This window comes from SAR324 cluster bacterium (genome assembly GCA_015232315.1).
Classification (GTDB): domain Bacteria; phylum SAR324; class SAR324; order SAR324; family NAC60-12; genus JADFZZ01.
Genome location: JADFZZ010000024.1, coordinates 64346 through 82266, shown reverse-complemented (window position 1 = coordinate 82266; position 17921 = coordinate 64346). Strand labels below are relative to the sequence as shown.

Here is a 17921-nt window from a genome sequence, read left to right as displayed (position 1 = left end):
CTATCTGGATCTTGATTTCATAATTGGACATAGGATTCTCGCATCAAAAGGTTCTTTTTGGGGGAAAATAACGCAAAATCCAGTGTATTCCTGTTCTACAACATATTCAAATCACCTGCACAGCTCGAAATTTTTCAAAAATTATAAACAAAACTACAAATTCTTTCTCACGGAGGGGGTGCGTTTTTCGACTGCCACAGGGGTGCGTTTTTCCCTTGCCATAATCATGGCATAAACGGTATTTAAAATTTCCGGTATATGTAAAATTATTGAGTGTTGTGTTTTGGATAGCATATTGAAATCATTGTGGTTATTTAAAAACCGGTAATTTTATTGAATCTAATGATTTCAGCCACTTACCGTTTCTACAACATCAAAGATACTTCTTTCCAAGCCTGAAGGAAGGCAAAACACAACACTCGTGTAAAATTTCTATATGTTTGATAGCATACATTATCAAACATATAATTTATCATCATTGAAAGAGCTCGCGGGGCGTTCTTTTGAAAGTGAAGCTGCGTTCTTTCAGGTTTTTAAAAAGAAAACAGGGGATCAGATCAAAGATCTTTATCAAAAACAAATCAGAGATAATCTGGTTTTAAAACCTGAAAAGGTGGCTTATTCTCACACAGTCCTGGAAGTAAAATTAGTGACAGCCAACAGGGCAATCGCACTAAAATCGTAACCGTTCAAGGGGGGGAAACTATGAGGCCATTTTTATGGCAATATCATCGTTTTGAGGAATCAATGAAGGATAGTTTTTTGATCCAAAATGAGCTGTTAATGCCTGAGTAATGAACGGAATCACAGGCAGAGATTGCTGTCGACAGGACATACTGACGGTCATCATTCGCTCAACAAAGCGGTTACCCCGCTCAGACTGAGTTCCAAAGGACTTTTTTCGCCATAAAACATAGGGTCTCAAAAACCGTTCCGCGATATTATTTGTGGGTTCGACCCCTTCCTGTTCCACAAAAGTCCATAAAGCTTCTTTGATGTTGAGAATGTTGAGACAGGTTCTCCTTGTTTTTTCACTTCCTTGTTCCACTGATATTGCCCTTTCGAAGTCTGTGCCACCATTGAAACATGCGCTTGATTTGCCAAAGAAGATCCGCGCCAATCTTCTCATCGGCGCCCCCTCTTTGAGAGATTTTCAAAATATCTCGAATCAGGTGCGCCCAACACAACTGACGTTTCATGGCATCGACCCAAGTGTAAGCGGAATAACGATCTGAAACGAGAATTCCCTTAAAGGCCAATCCCAGTATTTCCTGAGCGACACTGGCAGCCCGGGAAGATCGGATCAGGAACACACTAAAGAATCCACCCGTGGAACGGGTGGGTTTGGGATAAGCCCAGAGGGCTTGACATACTGGGGTTAGCCTTAACACTAAGCAACGTTTTTTCCATAGTTCTTGTCATCACTCCTATCCTTGGAACCCCGATGATTCAGAACAGACACCATCCCTTCTTTAAATTCGATGGGATCGTGCCCAGAATCCATTTTCTTGAATTCATCCGGTTCCGGGCAGAGCCTTGGAACCATGACCATGTCCAGAGGACATGGGTTTTCAGGTTGCACTAAAGACGGCTCCAACTGCGATCCACAGCCATTGCTTCTTTCCATTTTGCTTATGTGAGGTTTCATCACAATGAACCACTTTCTCGTGTTGAATGGCTTCCTGAGCTTCTTCCACGGGAGCTTTCAGGGCCTCACTGACAATTTTTTCAGCGTTTGAAACACTGCCAAGGCTGATTGAAATCCGAAACATATCTTCCAGGACGCGCTGAACTTCACGCTTCGATAACTTGTAAACCCCGGTCAACACAGAAATCCAGACCAACTGAGGCCAAGGACACCCGTGGGAATACCTTCAGGGTGATGTCCTTCATGATATTGATCACATTGATCGCAACGTCCAGAAAATATGCGGAATTCTGTCACAAGGGGTTGGATCACCGGAATTTCAAATTGATCACGAGCCTGGTAATTTGCCGCAATTTGAACACAACCACCACACTCACACAGGGTTGAGGGAAAACAATTCTCAATTTTTTTGGAAATGGGATCGCAAACTGAGTCTTGTTTCTCCGTTTCGGAGGATGGTTTTTTATTTTGCCCAAAATCAGCGGTAACCACCTTGTTCTTTTTGCCGGGATTCAGCGGTTTTTTAGAACGATGCGGATCTTACGACGGTGGTTTGGAAGAGTTCCCGCTATTGGTTCGCAGTTTTTCCTCTAAATCCTTGTTCTTTTGCCTTAATTCTTTATTTTCCGCAGTTAATGACTCAACTTGCTGGCGTAGAGCAGCATGCGTTGCTGTTAATAAGGACAGCGCCTCTATTTGTTGACGAAGTTGGATATTCTCTTGTTCCAGAAGGGCCACTTGCCGAGATAACTGTTCATTCGTTTGAAGCAAGGTGGATATGGTTTCCAATTGCTGAGGAATCTGCTCTATTTCTCGATAAATTTGCTTTGCTTTGGAAAATATATTCAATCCCATCGTTGGATCAACACAAAGAGTTTACTGGACTAATAGACAGACTGTAGATTATGAACAGAATATCAAACTTGCTAGTCTGAAATACAAATTTATGAATCACCCCCCCTTGAACGGTTACTCGGATTCTTCCTTCATTTCCGCCTCCTGATCCAGAGGGTTCAGAAACGTTGACCGATTCTCAGCGTTCATCGAACGCAGCCACAAGGTGATTCGATAGGCACCTCCTCCTATGCCATGGTTTCGGGCTAACTCTGATTTGCTCTTTTGACCCGATAAATATTCATCGCGGATTTGACGCTTAAATTCTTCTGTGTATCTGATGTGATATTTACTTGTTGATAATCGTATCGCTTTTTGCATGGTCTGTCCTCTTTTAAGTTTATCGGATGTGTAAACTTATATCAGGACAAGACAGCCTGAACAATTTTTGTTTGGGCATAGTCGTGAAAATTTTTCTGATCAAAAAGCTCGGACGAAGGGACTAATCTTTGAAATTAATTTTTAATTATACATAATATTTTAGAATAATTTAACCGGTTATAAATATCAATCAGTAGACCAGATCAATCTTCACCGGATTTTTGCCACCACCAATGTTACATCGTCTTCAATCGGGACATTGGCAAAGTGCTTAAACGCTTCATTTACAATCCTGTTCTTAATTTCTTCAGCATTGAGTCCCTCACAATCTTTAATGAGACGACGCAGTCGACCCTGACCAAACATTTCTTTTTTTTCATTATAATTTTCAACCAGACCATCCGTGTACCAAACAATCACATCATCCGTTTGAAGTTCCAACATCTGTGTTTTATAGGTATTCCCCTGTTGAAAACCGAGTGCATGAGAATAATCTCTGAGTTCAAAAAAGGGATTTTTTGAATTACTCCCACGTTTTCCTTCAAATCCGGTTGGGCGCCAGACGTAGCATGGATTATGTGCAGCACAAGTATAAATCAGAATTTTATTTTTCAAATCGAGAACAGAATAAACAAAAGTAAGTGTATATTTGGCATCCGTTGTGGTGTGAAGGACATTGTTCAGTAATTCCAGTAAATATGAAGGATGCAGCATCTGAAACCCCAGATCTCCGCTAATCACATTTTTTTTATGTTCTTCCAACGACTGATAAACGCTATCAACCATACCAGTGATGATAGCCGCAGCGGCCCCATGTCCTGTTACATCACCTATTAAAACATCCAGCAAATTGGATTCAGGTGAATATCTGTAATGATACCAGTCTCCTCCAGTTTCAGAGGCTGACTGATAAAAACTGGCAATTTCGACTTCTTCTAATTCTGGTAATTTTTGAGGAATCAATAATTCTTGAACGGTACGAGCCGTTGCTAATTCAATTGCCTGTCTTTCAGAATTTTTAAGTGCAGCAACAGCTTCCTGAAATTTCAGATGCGTTTCAACCCGAACCAACAATTCAGCCTTCATAAAAGGCTTGGTGAGGTAATCATTCGCGCCGTGCTTGAACCCCTGAATGATATCCTGTTCCTGATTTTTTGCAGTCAACATGATCACAGGCAACGAGATTTCATTATATATTTTTCTGATATTCTGACAAACGTCATACCCCCCCATTTTCGGCATCATCACATCCAGTAACACTAAATCCGGTTTGGATATTTTGATTTTTTCCAAAGCTGATAAACCGTCACCTGCTGAAATTGTATTGTATCCTCTTGATTTAAGATGATTTCGAAGCACATGTAGATTTACAGGTTCGTCATCCACCATCAATATTGTTTTTTTATCTGGTGTTACAACATCATCTACAATTTCGAGCATCTGACTGTTTTGTAGATTTAATGAGGGTTTTATACTACCTGATTTATCCTCAACAACTGATTCACTGGAGGAGTCCATTGCGATTGGTAATGTAAATGAAAATGCGGAACCTTTACCTACCTCACTTTCCAGATGAATGGTGCTGCCATGCAATTCGGCAAGTGATTTACTGATGGATAAACCTAATCCTGTACCACCAAATTCTCGTTCAATTGAACCATCGGACTGTTCAAATGATTCAAAAATTCCTTCACGCCTGTTTTCAGGAATGCCAATACCAGTATCACGAATAAGAATTCTGATTCTCTCATTTTCAGTTTTTGCTTCTATTGAAACAGATCCCTGCCTGGTGAATTTGATAGCGTTTCCTACCAGATTATGAAGAATCTGTTCCAATCGATTACGATCAGCCATCACCTGTGGGAGATTTACAGGAATATCACTGGTTAATGTGATCGATTTTTTGCCAATCAATGGTCGTGACAACATAATAACTTCGTCAATAATTTTAGGTAACATCAATGGCGTGAGACGAAGTTCAAGATCCTGATTTCGGATCTTGGAAAAATCAAGAATATCATTAACCAAATTTGAAAGACGTTTCCCGCTTTGAACAATCATGGCCAAATCAAGCTGTTGTTCAGGAGTTAACGGCCCACGAAGTTGATCAAGCAAAGCATCCGCAAGACCAATCATTCCATTCAGTGGTGTACGTAATTCATGAGAGGTGTTCGCCAGAAACTCGTCTTTCAATCTGTCAGCTTTTTTCAGGTTTTCCATTGCCTGATTCTGCGCGTTCAGTGTTTCATTCTGTGACTTGAATAATTCCTGTTGCGCATGAAACCTTTCACGCCTCAATTGATTGATACGTTCAGCCAATCCCAGGGACAACAAAACCACTTCCATGGCCGACCCAATCTGGATTCCGTAATTGGTAAGAAAATTACTAGGAACCAATCCTTCCGCACTCATTCCAGTCGCAACGATTCCACAAAGCAGAGCAATAAATGCCAGTAAATAAAAGCGTGCCGGATAATATTCGGCTTTCCAGCAAATCACAGCGGCTGTGATTAAAACAAAAGGGGAAATGATGACAAGAACAACGGCTGTTTGAATACTGATAGCATAACTTGCCAACAGTGAAATGAACATCACACCGATAAAACCAAGCCCAAGCAAGTTCATGATTTTATTCAGTCCTGGTGCATAGTTTTTAATCTGAAGGAATGATTGTGAAAATAAAATTAATCCCAGGAATGCGCCCCCTATACAAAATGGAATACTTCGATTGTTCCACCATGTCCAATTCGGCCACACCCATTCTGCGGCCAATCCATTGAGGGACATTTGAAACAGGGAATAAGCGCCAACATAAAACACATAATAAAGGTAACTGCGATCCTTTGTTGCCCCATAAATAAACAGGTTATAAAGCAACATCACAAACATGATGCCATAATACAATCCCAACCCATATTGTTCTTTGTGGTCTTTGCGGGCAAAGGCTTCTGGTAACCAGAGAATCAAGGGGAACTGCATGGAGCTTTCTGTTTTGGCACGAATATAAAGGGTTGTTTCAGCGTCAGTCGGCAGATTGATTGGAAAAATATGGTGCCGATGAGGATAGGGACGTTCCTCAAAAGCATATAAATCGCCACTTATATATTTCCGAATAATCTGGTTATTCTGTATTACATATAACTCCAGATGGTCCATGGGAGGATACGCAAACTCCAAATACCATGATGTTTGTGAAGAATCGGTGTTTTTAATAAATAGACGTAGCCAATAGGAAGAATCTGTGAAACCAACACTCAAGGTGTCTGAAGTAGATTTTTGAAAAGGAGGTAAATCTCCACCTGTTTGGAGCGTGTCTAAAGTAATCTTGTTGTCTTTATCCTCCATATACACCAGGTTTTTACCCAGTGCATACATGGTTTTTCCAGGAACAAGCTTGACGCTTTCCTGAGCAGAAAGCACACTATTTCCCAATAATATCACTGCAATAATCATTAACAGAGTTTTTATTTTCAACAAATGACTCCGATTTTATTAAAAAATGCATTCTGGAAAAAAATTTCTCTTTTTTAATACTGGTTTCTTGAGTAGAAAGTAAAGCATGTTTTTTTATGTTTGCTGAAACATATTTCCTTGAGGACAGCATGAGTTTTCTTGAGCAAATGGGTTTGGTTGGTTTGCCATTGCTTGCCTGCGCGGTAATCGTTACCACAATCATTTCAGAACGTTTCTATGTTTTAATGCGTTATTCAGGAGTGCCTGATGACGTTGTTGAAAAAATCCTACAGCACCCCATGGAATCAATTGTCGATAGCATGGTGTCTTTTGATCTTAAAAAATGGAAAACAGGTTTCCTATTAATGGAACTTTGCGAAAAAAGCCATCTGGATCAAGAAGACCGCGAACATTATCTTTCAATCAAGATGATGAAATTGCAACGAGAACTCCTTCGATATCTACCATTGTTGAAACTTGTGGCGTCTATTGCACCACTTTTAGGTCTACTTGGAACCATTCTGGGAATGATCCAGGCCTTTGACAGTATCGCAACGTCACATGGTCCAGTGAGTCCGGCACTGATTGCAAATGGCATATCTCAAGCCATGCTCACAACCGCTGCGGGTTTGATCATTGCTATTCCTTCGTTGATCGCTTATTCAATGTTTCATATGCGGATCAACAGCATCATTCAACTTTTAACAGAGCAATTGAATGCATTGAATCACCATCTGACTCATGGAGTTCGCTCATGATTTCAACCAGGCCATTTCATGGTTTGCCATCCCCGGAATCTGATCCGGAAAATAGCATTGATCTGACTTCATTGTTGGATGTTATGTTCATTTTGCTGATTTTTTTCATTTTAACAGCAGGAATCACCCATATTTATACCGAAATAAATTTGCCTCAGACAACCGAGGGAGCACCCCCTGTTTCGACTCTTGATGAACCATTACTGATAGAAATTCATGCTTCAGACAACTGGATTATAGCAGGAAAACCAGTTGCGAAATTTGAGGATTTAAAAACGGCAATCATTGAATTCAGAAAAACCAAGCCTGAAGGTGAGTATGTGATCGCACCAGAAAATAATATTGAAATCAATAGATTATTGAGTCTGTTGAATTTCATGGCCTCGCTTGAAATTGACAAAGTTCAGGTAATAAGCGTCACCGAACCAACCAGACCTTAAGCAGTCGATTTCATTTTGAATCCAGACTGATGGATCCATCCCATCCCTGTTCAGGTGGATTATTTTTCAAATACAGGCAATTTTTAATATGAAATTCAGCAGCTTTGTCTTTCGGATTAATGGCCAACACTTCCTGAAAGCTGGTTATGGATTCATCCCATTGTTGTTTGAACCGACTGAACAATCCCTTGCGTAGAAATCTTTCCGATTTCATTTTCAACCTTTGAATATCATCATCATCGGCACTGTAAATTTCATAAATTGAAACAGGCTCTGCCTTGCCCTTAACTCTTAACCAGTCCAATTGTCGGTACTTGTATTGACGGATGCTTTCCAGCAACCTCATGGTGTCTTCACTGATGATGATTTTTGCCCCATAATATTTGGTCAAGCCTTCCAGCCTTGCGGCCAGATTCACATTATCCCCAAGCACGGTTGAATCCATCCTGTCCCTTGAGCCTACCGTACCAACGACCACTGGGCCTGTATGAATTCCGATACCAATTGACAAAGGCACATATCCAGAAAATCTTCGATGTTCATTGTATATCCTCAGGGTTTCCTGCATACCGATAGCCGCATCAACGGCACCTTGTGCCTCCACTTCTGGTGGTCCCCCTGGATTATCAAACAAGGCCATGATCGCATCCCCGATAAATTTATCCACAAAACCATTGTGAACATGAATGGGTTTACTCATTCGATCCAGATAGGCATTGAGGAAATTTAATAATTCCTGTGGGCTCATCTTTTCGGCAAGCGTTGTAAACGATCTGATATCACAAAATAAAATGGTCATGATATCACTTTCCGCCATGCCTAGTTCAATGCGATCCAAACCATTTTTCGCAATCCTGTTCAAAAATTGTTTGGGCACAAATCGCTCGAAAGATTTGGTCATTTCCGCGATTTTTTCAGTTTCAAGCAATTGGATCTTGGTACTTTTCAAATCATCATAAAGTCTCGCATTATGAATGGTGGCGGCAATCTGTGTCACATACCGCTGAATCTGTGCAATCTGGATTTCACTCAATGAAAAACCATGACCACTGTTATAAAATGAAATAACCCCTATTACCTTGTTTTGCACAGTCAAAGGGAGACAAAGTAAAGAAACAAACCGAAAACTTTCCCGGATTTTTTCATCAACAAGTCCCAATGGTATATCGTCATTGACATCAGGCACATACACTGGCCCATTCATGTGAAGACTATACAGACTCAGACTGTCCCTGCCATCAATCAAAATAGGAATGCTGCTCCAGCGTTTCACCTGTTTTTCTGAAATGGAATCACCATAAATTCTGTAAATATTCAAATATTGACGAACTTCATCAACCAATTGAATTCCAATGGCGTCAAAGGTGAACATTTCCTGAAGAGCCGCTTTGACTGCCGCCATCACTTCATCCAGATCCAGCGTAGCATTCACAGTCTGCATCACCTGATTGATCCGGGTTATCAATTTTCTGTCCTGCTGACTAATTTCATACAAACGGATGTTGTTCACAGGTGTCACAATATGATCAATATAACCCTGAATGTTTTCGAGATGTTGTTCATTGAGTTTCAGTTCATAATCCGCTGAAAAAAAACTGATTGTTCCAATCACATCCCCCTGAATAATGAGAGGATAAATCAACAGGGACTGAACATGCCTCAATTTGAGATCTTTTAACGGCCCTTCAATAGTTTGGCGATCTTCAGGAACATTTCTGAGGTAAACTGGATTTTTTGTGACGGAAGATCTCCCAAAAGGCGTATCAGGTTTATCCAGAAAAAATGAATATTGATCCAGATCATTACAAAAATGTTCATAGCGGCCTGATACATTATAGAAAGCCGCAAACTCCAAAGTTCTTGTTTCGACATCGGCAAAATGAACGATAGCGCCATCAATCGCATATTTATCAATCAGGGCTCCCTCGAGCAATGCCTTGATCAAATTATTCAAATCAAGTGTTTCATTAGCCGATTTCATCAGATGATTGAGTTGAACAATGGTCTCTTCCCGCTGTTGTGCCTGTCTCAACGCACGGTTGAGAGAGCGTGCGTTTTTTTCGAGCCTGATTTCATTTTCTTTCAATATTTTCAGTGTTCTGGATCTTAAAAATGCTGAAGTGATGTGTTCGGTCAAATCTCCGATCATCGCAAACATTTCCGGATGAAAGGCATCTGGAGTATCCAGGTTGTCAAAATGAAAAAATCCGGCGATTTCACCATTCAACGTTACCGGAACAGAAAGTACGGATTGAGGAGTCGCTGATTCCGCATAAAGATTCCATGAAACAACCCCTGAATATTCAGTAATCACGGCCCATTCAATGTAGTGGGTGACGTGTGTATAAAAGAGTTCATTCCATTCACTTCCCAGAGTCATGGTTTGAAAATCGTTTGCTGACAAGACAAGTGTTTTTTCGATGATGTAATTCTTATTTTCTGAGTCCATGATCATGCAAAATGCTCTTTGAGCGCTCGGAATCAGCAATGAAAATGTTTTAAGGATACTTTCCAGAATGATTTCAAAATCTGTTTCCTTGTTGATGATTTTCACAATGTCATTGATAGTTGTCAATTGCGCCTGGGCTTTTTCCACCTGTGTGAGTGAAAGATTCAGTTCAGAGGTCCGTTCCGCCACCTTTTTTTCCAGACGTTCATTGGCCTGTCGTTGAATTTCCAGAGCATGAGCCTGTGCTTGCGCAGATTCTTTTTTCAATTCATTGATTTTGTCGGCCAACCCGAGAGACAACAGAATGACACCACCCGCTGAACCAAATTGAACTCCATATTCTGTGATGAAGCCTGGAGGAATCAAACCAACTTTCTGAATGGAATAAACCAAAGCTCCCAGAAAAAAAGCACCCCATGCGAATAGAAAAAAACGTGCTTCCCTGGAGCCTTTCATCAGCGTGGAAATACCAGCCCATGTCATTGCCAGACATATCACCACAACCAGATAAATTATGATTCTAATTGCCAGAGAATAACCTGCTACAAACGGTAACAAGGTACAAACAGCATGTATCAGAATCAACGCTTTGAATAACTGATCAGTGCGGGGCAGGTAATCTTTGAGTCTCAGGTAATTTCTGGTAAACAGCAGCAAGGGAATTTCACCCGTCGCAATTAAAAATGGGATGCTCCGATTGGCCCACCAAGGAAACTCAGGCCATAAATATTCAAAGGCCAAACCATTGAGTGCTAATTGAATAAGTGCATAAAGCGTAATAAACAGAACATAAAACAAATAACCGATGTCCCGGACTGAAACATAGATAAACAGATTGTAAAGAATCATGACCAGCATGATTCCATAGTAAATGCCCAGACCATAGACTTCTCGATTGATGCGTTCAGCAAATTTGTCAGGAGACCACAGATTGAGCGGGATCTGCATGGAACTTTCTGTTTTTATTCTTAAATACAGGGTTTCTGACTGACCGCCTTCCAGATTGAGTGGAAAAACAAAATTTCTGAAATTCAACGGCCTTTGTGAAAAGGGATAGGTATCGCCGGTAAGTGTCTGTTGCCAGATTCCTGATTCATCTTTTGAATAAAGCACAATCTGATCAAGGAGAGGATAACCAACCTCCAGAAACCATCTGGTATCAAGTGGGGAATCATGATCCAGTTCAAGGCGAACCCAATACACGGAGCGGGTAAATCCGAAATTTGGAATATCGACTGAACTCTTGATAAATTGATTCGACCATTCTGCTGAGATAATCTGCTCAATGGTAGTTGTTCCATCCTTGTCTTCAAGAATATCCACCACCGATCCAAGATTATAATTTTCAGTGCCATCAGTGATTGTCACCGGCATTGCCTGGATCTCATCCCTTCCATCAAGGAACAAACCCATAAAAAATAATAAAAACAAAATAATGGTATGGACAGGAAAATACCGGAGAACATTAAACGGCAGGAAACAGGCTTTCAACCCCTGTTTTTTGTGATTCAATAAATAAGGAAATTTCATGACAATTGATTGCTGTTAGAGATTTTCCAAAAAACGGAAAACATCTTCCTCCTCAGTGATCATCTCTGTTCCACATTGAGGACAAACTATGGTTGGTTGTTCAAAAGCAAGGTTGTTGCCGAGAACAATCATTTGGGATTTATATTGATCACAACTTTCGCACATGAATGCTACTTCAAAGGATTGAATTCTGACATCCTGGGTAAAGGCTGGTGAAATGTTAAAAAACTCCACAAAAATTTCGGAGCATTCTATATAGATCAATCCTTTGCCACTTCGACGTAAATCTCTCACGCCTTCAAGCCATTTTTTTGCGCCAATTGAATAGATATTAGTCACTCCTTTCAAGTTCAGCGTCAAATGATCGTCCTGTGAATCAAACAGGAGTGATAAATCCGTATGAGCGTCTATTTCACCGGATAGATAAAAAATTCCATCCTTTTCATTGGACTGGATTGATAGTGTTGACATGTTCCTCCCTTTTTTAGAGTGGTTTTTATTGTGATACTGGAATGACGCTTTTTATTTTCTGGAGAATAACAGTAATATCAGCGATATCACTGTCCTGTATATCATCCAATAAGTCTCTGATGGTATCAAGACCGTGTAAAAAAGCTCCTACCAGGTCTTTATCCACAACAACTTGTTTCTTGCGGATAAGATCCAGAATATCTTCCATATGGTGGGCAAGTCTTTCAATATTTTTTAATTCCAGAAGATTTGCCCCGGCTTTCATGGTGTGAGCTTCTCGAAAGATCTGATGAATGAGTTTGTCATCCGTGTTCTGTCCCTGTTTTTCCAGAGACATAATTCCATTCTGAATGATTTCCAGATGGCCGAGTGTTTCTTCAATAAACGTTTCAATAACATCTTCATCTTCTCTAAAATCCATATTTTGCCTGTTTTTCAAGTTCGCTCGATAAGTTCAATTGCTTTTTCAGCCATTATATCCATGTCTGGTTTAGAAACCTGAAAATCCGCTTTCACAGACTCTCCTTTATGACGTAATTCATCAGTAATGATAGAAGAATAAAGAATCACGGGTAAATCTCTCAGTCCTGCATTATGCTTGATTTGTTTGGTCAGGGTAAAACCGTCCATGAGTGGCATTTCAATGTCTGAAATAACCACATCAACGAAATTCTTGATGGTTTTATCTTCCCGTTCTGCCTGAGCCAAAAACTGTTTCAACATTCCAAAGGCTTCTTCCCCATTAGCTGCCATTTTTATCTTAAAATTGGAGGCCGATAAATTTTTTTGTAGCATTTTGCGGATTGTGGGGGAATCCTCAACCACTAAAGCCTTATATTCATTTGAGGCCTTGACTGTGGTGTGCCAATCGCTCTCAGCATGGTTTGGATTCAGATCGGTCACAATATATTCCAGATCCAGTAATTGTATAAAGTGATCCCCGGCATCGATCATCCCGATAATTGATTTGTTATTCATCAATTGCATGAATGTTCCCGGTGGAATCAACTCTTTCCATGTCAAACGATGGATCTCTACCACGCCGGAAACAAGGAATCCCTGCATGGAATTGCTGAATTTGGTAACAATAATGTTTTCATGCTCATGTTTGTTACGATCCATTCCCAACCAGATACTCAAATCAAGCACTGGCAAAACATCCCCTCTCAAAGGAATCGTTCCCAAAAAACAAGGATGTACCGCATAGTCACTGCTTTGAAGATTTGGAGATTCAATGACTTCAGTGACTTTAGCCACATTCATCCCGAAATAATTAGGTATCATTTTTCCAGAGGGTGAGTTTTCGGTGATAAAAAACTCCAGAATTTCAAATTCATTCGTTCCAGTTTCAAGAAGTATTTCTTGTTCCATAAATTCCCCTGATTGGTCACCAACGTATTATTTTGCAATTGATGTCATCCTGATAGCCATCGATATGATGGTAGGAAACGCATTAAAAATGAACATAATTCATTTTTTTTATTTTGTAACGTACTAAATCAAGAGTTCTCCATTTCAGGCCTTATCTGGGTTTAAATTTTACTCGATAGGCTCAAATTCAAGCAAAATTAAAACTTGTCATTTGATGGATTGTTTTTAATTTCGTTTCCTTCCATTAAAGTGCTGAAACCGTATTAATCATGCGGTTTTAAATATCAATTCATCTCAAGGCAAAATTCCTATGCAGTCAGAAATTCAGGATTTGGGACAACTTAAACGCAGTATTTCCATTGAAATTCCTTTAGAAGAAATTCGCCCTCATTACAATTCCGTACTCAATAAAATCCGCTCCGCAAAAGTAAAAGGATTCCGGCCTGGGAAATTTCCTAAAGGTTGGCTTGAAAAAAGATTCAAGGAATTTATGCAGGCTGAAGCCTTTGAAAAGGTTATCCCGGAATACTATGGAAAAGCACTTGATGAAAAAGGGATTAATCCGGCCACTCAGGCCACTGTTGATGAGATCAACTTTGAACAGGGCAAACCATTTTCCTGTAAAATGAGTTTTGAAGTAAAACCGACACTTCAAAAACCAGAATATTCAAGAATTCAACTTGAAAAAGAGGAACTTGTAATAACTGATGCAGATATTCAGGAACACATCTCACGGATGAGAGAAGAAAATGCGGAGTGGCTGGAGGCAGAAGCAGGAAATGCCGCAGGTAACGGTGATCAAGTCCTCGTTGATATAAATGCAACTATCAATAATGTACCCTATGAGAATGGATCCGTTGCAGATGCTCAAATTATTCTTGGTACAGAAGTGAATAGCAAAGTTAAAATTTTGCTCCCTCATATTGAAGGAATGACTGTTGGCGAAACCAGAACATCGCCTATCACACTGGATCAATTTTATGGAGAGGATGAAGGTAAAACCGTATCATTCCAGATAACTTTAAAGAGTTTAAAAAACAGGAAGTTGCCAGAAGTGAATGCGGCTTTCTATGAAAAATTTGGTAAATCAAGTGAGGAAGAATTCCTCAAAGAAATCCGCCATGAGATTCAACATCAAAAAAATTTCCTGATCTTGGAAAAATATTACGCAGCCATCAAGAGTCAACTTCCTGGATTATATGCGGATTTTGATCTTCCCGAAATACTTCTAAAAAAGAAAGAAGAGGAATTACTTAAACAAAACAAGGAAGACTCCAATTCCGAAGAAGCTCCAGCCTTAGACATTTCCGAAGCCATGGATTCCTATAAAAAAGAGTTGAGACTTTCCTATATTTTGGACAGTGTTGCCACTTCAGAGTCCATCGAAATTGACCAGAATGAAGTTCTTCAGCGTTTTGCAAGGATGTCGTGGATGTTTGGAAGTAATCCTGAACAAATGATAGAATCCCCCTTAGGCCGTAATTTTTATCACATCACCGCACAAAAAGTATATGAAGAACAAATATTGAAATTTGTCGCGGAAAAAGTTCTGGGCGAATCCCTGACTCATGACCACGATCATCATTCCGGTGCAGAAGCACATTCACACGAATAATCTGGTGAGAATAATATGACACTCATACCAATGGTTGTAGAGCAAACAAATCGAGGAGAGCGGGCGTATGATATTTATTCCCGGTTGCTTAAAGATAGGATTATATTTTTAGGAACCCCAATTGATGATCATGTGGCAAATTTAATCATTGCCCAATTCCTTTTTCTCGAAGCTGAGGATCCAGATGCGGATATCTCACTCTACATCAATTGCCCGGGTGGCTTTGTGGCTTCAGGCTTGGCTATTTATGATACCATGCAATATCTAAAGCCCAATATTCAGACTATCTGTTTAGGGCAAGCAGCCAGTATGGGTGCTGTTTTGCTGGCTGCGGGAACGGCTGGAAAACGTTCTGCATTACCGAATGCACGGATCATGCTTCATCAACCCAGTGGTGGTTTTTCCGGTCAGGCGGAGGATATCAGTATTCAGGCGAAAGAGATGGTTCGTGTGAAAAAAAAGTTGAATGACATTGTCGCAAAACATACTCATAAACCACCTGAACAGATTGAAGAAGACACACAAAGAGATTTCTATTTTTCAAGTGATGAAGCCAAAGCCTATGGTATCGTGGATTCAGTCATGGTAACACGTGGCCTGGAACTGGTTTCTTCATAATTGATCAACAGGGGAAAGTTTACGTATTGGAGAAAGGATTAATATGAGTAGCCTGAAGGAGACTCCGTTACGATGTTCATTTTGTGGGAAAACCCAGGATGAAGTTAAAAAAATCATCGCTGGACCTACAGTTTACATTTGTGATGAATGTATTGAACTTTGTAATGACATCATGGAAGAAGAATGGCATAAGGATCGTGTTGTTGAACAACGGCAAACCTTATTAAAACCTTCTGAAATCAAAGCTGTTCTTGATGATTTTGTAGTGGGACAGCAACAAGCGAAAAAAGTTTTGTCGGTGGCTGTTTATAACCATTACAAACGGATTCAGGCAAATTATAATGATGATGATGTAGAGTTGCAAAAAAGCAACATTCTGCTTGTCGGACCAACCGGAACGGGTAAAACCTTACTGGCACAGACACTTGCAAGGATACTCAATGTTCCCTTTGCTATGGCCGATGCGACGACTCTAACTGAAGCAGGTTATGTCGGAGAAGATGTTGAAAATATCGTATTAAAATTACTACAGAATGCTGACTACGATATCGAACGCGCTGAACAGGGCATTATTTATATCGACGAAATCGATAAAATTACCCGAAAAAGTGAAAACCCATCCATCACTCGTGATGTTTCAGGAGAAGGCGTTCAACAGGCGTTGCTGAAGATTATTGAAGGTACTGTTGCCAACATCCCACCACAGGGCGGAAGAAAGCACCCTCAACAAGAATGTGTTCAAGTGGACACAACAAACATTCTGTTTATTTGTGGAGGTGCTTTTGTGGGAATTGACAATATTGTCAGTCGAAGAATCGGCAGGCATACCATCGGTTTTGGGCATTCAAACTCTCCCCAGAAGCAAAATGATTATGAAGCCTTGATGGCTCAACTTGAGCCGGAAGATATGTTGAAATATGGCTTGATTCCCGAGTTTATCGGGCGACTTCCAGTAACCTGTTCGCTTCAAAATCTTAAAGAAGAGCAACTGATCCAGATTTTGGTTGAGCCTAAAAATGCGCTCATCAAACAATATGAAAAGCTGTTCAACATCGAAGGTGTCCAATTGACTTTTACTCAGGGAGCCATCAAGGCCATTGCTCAAGAAGCTGTAAAACGGGAGACTGGCGCCAGAGGACTTCGTTCCATCATGGAAAAATTAATGCTTGATGTGATGTATGAAATTCCTTCCCGCGATGATATCAAGGAATGTGTCGTAACTGAAACCACGGTTACCCAACAGTCGGCACCTAAACTGGTTTTGAGTAAAGCACCCCGCAAAGCGAAAGCTGGCTGATCCAAAGGCTGGCTTGGTCCAGCCATTTCCTGAATTCGATTAATCCCTCATTTTACAGGATGTTTATGAAAACATTGGATGTCTATGGCATTGGGAATCCTCTTATTGACCTTTTGGTTCACGTTCCTGAAGCATTTCTCAACGAACTGAGTCTTGAAAAAAACCGCATGTATTTGGTGGATAGAATCCGTCAAAAAGAGATTCTTAACAAGTTGGCAAAGGCCCAATACAAAGTCACAACGGCCCCGGGTGGGTCTTGCGCAAACACAATGATTGGACTTTGTCAATTAGGAGGCGCTGCAGGTTTTACGGGAAAAACCGGTGATGATGAGCACGGTGCGGAATATCAGAAACAGCTCACTCTCGCGGGAGTTGAAAATTTTGTCGCATATGCAAGTGGGATGACCGGCAGTAGTCTGGTGCTGGTCAATCCTGATGGATCCCGAACGATGAACACTTGCCTTGGGATGTGTCAGGATTTGGGTGAAAATGACATACGGAAAGATGTGATTAAAAACGCAAAGATTCTCTATTTCACAGGATACCTTTGGGATACAGATTCTCAGAAGGCCGCTGTAAAACACGCCCTTGAAACAGCAAAAGAACATAATACCCAAATTGCCATGAGTTTGTCAGACGCGTTTTGTGTTAACAGACATACTGCGGACTTTAAAAGTTTACTCAAAGAATATGTCAATATCGTATTCTGTAACCAGGAGGAAGCCTTCGCTCTGGCAGAAACAAACCACACCCAAACCGCCATGGATTATCTGACGGAAAATGTGCAAACTGTGGTCCTGACATTGGGTGGGAAAGGTGCGTTGATTTCAAGCAACAAAGTTCAAAGTTATGTCGATTCACAGACAGTGAAAGTGATCGATACCACAGGTGCTGGTGATGCGTTTGCCGCAGGATTTCTTTATGGACTTACCCATGGCCAATCCATAAATGAATGTGGTCAAATTGCTACAATGATGGCAGCGGAAGTCATCTCACAATTGGGACCTCGGTGCACAACGGATATGAAATCAAAAATGAAACAACTGTTTTCTTGAA

The 17921-nt window shown here is 40.5% G+C and carries 16 protein-coding genes; 6 read left to right on the top strand and 10 right to left on the bottom strand.

Going from position 1 to position 17921, the window contains the following annotated elements:
- Positions 1-703: 703 nt before the first annotated feature.
- The 6 genes from HQM11_15115 to HQM11_15090 all read right to left on the bottom strand — a co-directional run bounded on the left by HQM11_15115 (position 704) and on the right by HQM11_15090 (position 6283).
- Positions 704-1048 (bottom strand): transposase, encoded by a 345-nt coding sequence (locus tag HQM11_15115; GenBank protein MBF0352361.1) that lies wholly within the window; start codon positions 1046-1048, stop codon positions 704-706.
- Complete coding sequence (locus HQM11_15110; protein ID MBF0352360.1) at positions 1032-1391, bottom strand: transposase; 360 nt, start codon at positions 1389-1391, stop codon at positions 1032-1034. The genes HQM11_15115 and HQM11_15110 overlap by 17 nt, the downstream gene beginning before the upstream one ends.
- A 180-nt stretch (positions 1392-1571) precedes the next feature.
- On the bottom strand, positions 1572-1829 hold the full coding sequence (locus tag HQM11_15105; protein ID MBF0352359.1) for a transposase: 258 nt from the start codon (positions 1827-1829) through the stop codon (positions 1572-1574).
- Between the two features lie 359 nt (positions 1830-2188).
- Complete coding sequence (locus HQM11_15100; protein MBF0352358.1) at positions 2189-2503, bottom strand: hypothetical protein; 315 nt, start codon at positions 2501-2503, stop codon at positions 2189-2191.
- A 114-nt stretch (positions 2504-2617) separates the two neighbouring features.
- On the bottom strand, positions 2618-2863 hold the full coding sequence (locus HQM11_15095) for a transposase (protein MBF0352357.1): 246 nt from the start codon (positions 2861-2863) through the stop codon (positions 2618-2620).
- A gap of 210 nt (positions 2864-3073) precedes the next feature.
- Positions 3074-6283, bottom strand: coding sequence for a SpoIIE family protein phosphatase (locus HQM11_15090; protein ID MBF0352356.1), 3210 nt, complete (start codon positions 6281-6283; stop codon positions 3074-3076).
- Between the two features lie 149 nt (positions 6284-6432).
- On the opposite strand from HQM11_15090, the gene HQM11_15085 reads away from it, so the two are divergent.
- Both HQM11_15085 and HQM11_15080 read left to right on the top strand, forming a co-directional pair.
- Positions 6433-7074: a MotA/TolQ/ExbB proton channel family protein gene (locus HQM11_15085; GenBank protein ID MBF0352355.1), complete on the top strand. Its 642-nt coding sequence runs from the start codon at positions 6433-6435 to the stop codon at positions 7072-7074.
- On the top strand, positions 7071-7514 hold the full coding sequence (locus HQM11_15080) for a biopolymer transporter ExbD (GenBank protein MBF0352354.1): 444 nt from the start codon (positions 7071-7073) through the stop codon (positions 7512-7514). The genes HQM11_15085 and HQM11_15080 overlap by 4 nt, the downstream gene beginning before the upstream one ends.
- Positions 7515-7524: 10 nt before the next feature.
- Here HQM11_15080 and HQM11_15075 read toward each other — a convergent pair whose 3' ends face one another.
- The 4 genes from HQM11_15075 to HQM11_15060 are packed head-to-tail and all read right to left on the bottom strand — an operon-like array spanning position 7525 to position 13335.
- Positions 7525-11493 carry a GAF domain-containing protein gene (locus tag HQM11_15075; protein MBF0352353.1) on the bottom strand — a complete coding sequence of 1323 codons (3969 nt, stop codon included), beginning with the start codon at positions 11491-11493 and terminating at the stop codon, positions 7525-7527.
- Positions 11494-11508: 15 nt separating this feature from the next.
- Positions 11509-11964, bottom strand: coding sequence for a hypothetical protein (locus tag HQM11_15070; GenBank protein ID MBF0352352.1), 456 nt, complete (start codon positions 11962-11964; stop codon positions 11509-11511).
- Positions 11965-11989: 25 nt separating this feature from the next.
- Complete coding sequence (locus HQM11_15065; GenBank protein MBF0352351.1) at positions 11990-12385, bottom strand: Hpt domain-containing protein; 396 nt, start codon at positions 12383-12385, stop codon at positions 11990-11992.
- 14 nt (positions 12386-12399) lie between these two features.
- Positions 12400-13335, bottom strand: coding sequence for a chemotaxis protein CheV (locus tag HQM11_15060; GenBank protein MBF0352350.1), 936 nt, complete (start codon positions 13333-13335; stop codon positions 12400-12402).
- A gap of 310 nt (positions 13336-13645) precedes the next feature.
- Here HQM11_15060 and tig point away from each other — a divergent pair, with 310 nt between their 5' ends.
- From tig to HQM11_15040, 4 genes are all read left to right on the top strand, one after another.
- Complete coding sequence (gene tig, locus HQM11_15055) at positions 13646-14950, top strand: trigger factor (protein MBF0352349.1); 1305 nt, start codon at positions 13646-13648, stop codon at positions 14948-14950.
- Between the two features lie 15 nt (positions 14951-14965).
- A complete protein-coding gene (gene clpP / locus HQM11_15050; protein MBF0352348.1) occupies positions 14966-15568 on the top strand; it encodes an ATP-dependent Clp endopeptidase proteolytic subunit ClpP in 603 nt (200 codons plus the stop codon).
- A gap of 43 nt (positions 15569-15611) precedes the next feature.
- Positions 15612-16865, top strand: coding sequence for an ATP-dependent Clp protease ATP-binding subunit ClpX (gene clpX / locus HQM11_15045; GenBank protein ID MBF0352347.1), 1254 nt, complete (start codon positions 15612-15614; stop codon positions 16863-16865).
- Positions 16866-16930: 65 nt separating this feature from the next.
- Positions 16931-17920, top strand: coding sequence for an adenosine kinase (locus tag HQM11_15040; GenBank protein MBF0352346.1), 990 nt, complete (start codon positions 16931-16933; stop codon positions 17918-17920).
- Position 17921 lies beyond the last annotated feature (1 nt).

Coding starts and splice junctions, on each gene's coding strand:
- HQM11_15085 (MBF0352355.1), top strand. CDS start 6,433: ATGTTTGCTGAAACATATTTCCTTGAGGACAGCATGAGTTTTCTTGAG.
- tig (MBF0352349.1), top strand. CDS start 13,646: ATGCAGTCAGAAATTCAGGATTTGGGACAACTTAAACGCAGTATTTCC.
- HQM11_15080 (MBF0352354.1), top strand. CDS start 7,071: ATGATTTCAACCAGGCCATTTCATGGTTTGCCATCCCCGGAATCTGAT.
- clpX (MBF0352347.1), top strand. CDS start 15,612: ATGAGTAGCCTGAAGGAGACTCCGTTACGATGTTCATTTTGTGGGAAA.
- HQM11_15065 (MBF0352351.1), bottom strand. CDS start 12,385: ATGGATTTTAGAGAAGATGAAGATGTTATTGAAACGTTTATTGAAGAA.
- HQM11_15070 (MBF0352352.1), bottom strand. CDS start 11,964: ATGTCAACACTATCAATCCAGTCCAATGAAAAGGATGGAATTTTTTAT.
- clpP (MBF0352348.1), top strand. CDS start 14,966: ATGACACTCATACCAATGGTTGTAGAGCAAACAAATCGAGGAGAGCGG.
- HQM11_15100 (MBF0352358.1), bottom strand. CDS start 2,503: ATGGGATTGAATATATTTTCCAAAGCAAAGCAAATTTATCGAGAAATA.
- HQM11_15075 (MBF0352353.1), bottom strand. CDS start 11,493: ATGAAATTTCCTTATTTATTGAATCACAAAAAACAGGGGTTGAAAGCC.
- HQM11_15095 (MBF0352357.1), bottom strand. CDS start 2,863: ATGCAAAAAGCGATACGATTATCAACAAGTAAATATCACATCAGATAC.
- HQM11_15040 (MBF0352346.1), top strand. CDS start 16,931: ATGAAAACATTGGATGTCTATGGCATTGGGAATCCTCTTATTGACCTT.
- HQM11_15060 (MBF0352350.1), bottom strand. CDS start 13,335: ATGGAACAAGAAATACTTCTTGAAACTGGAACGAATGAATTTGAAATT.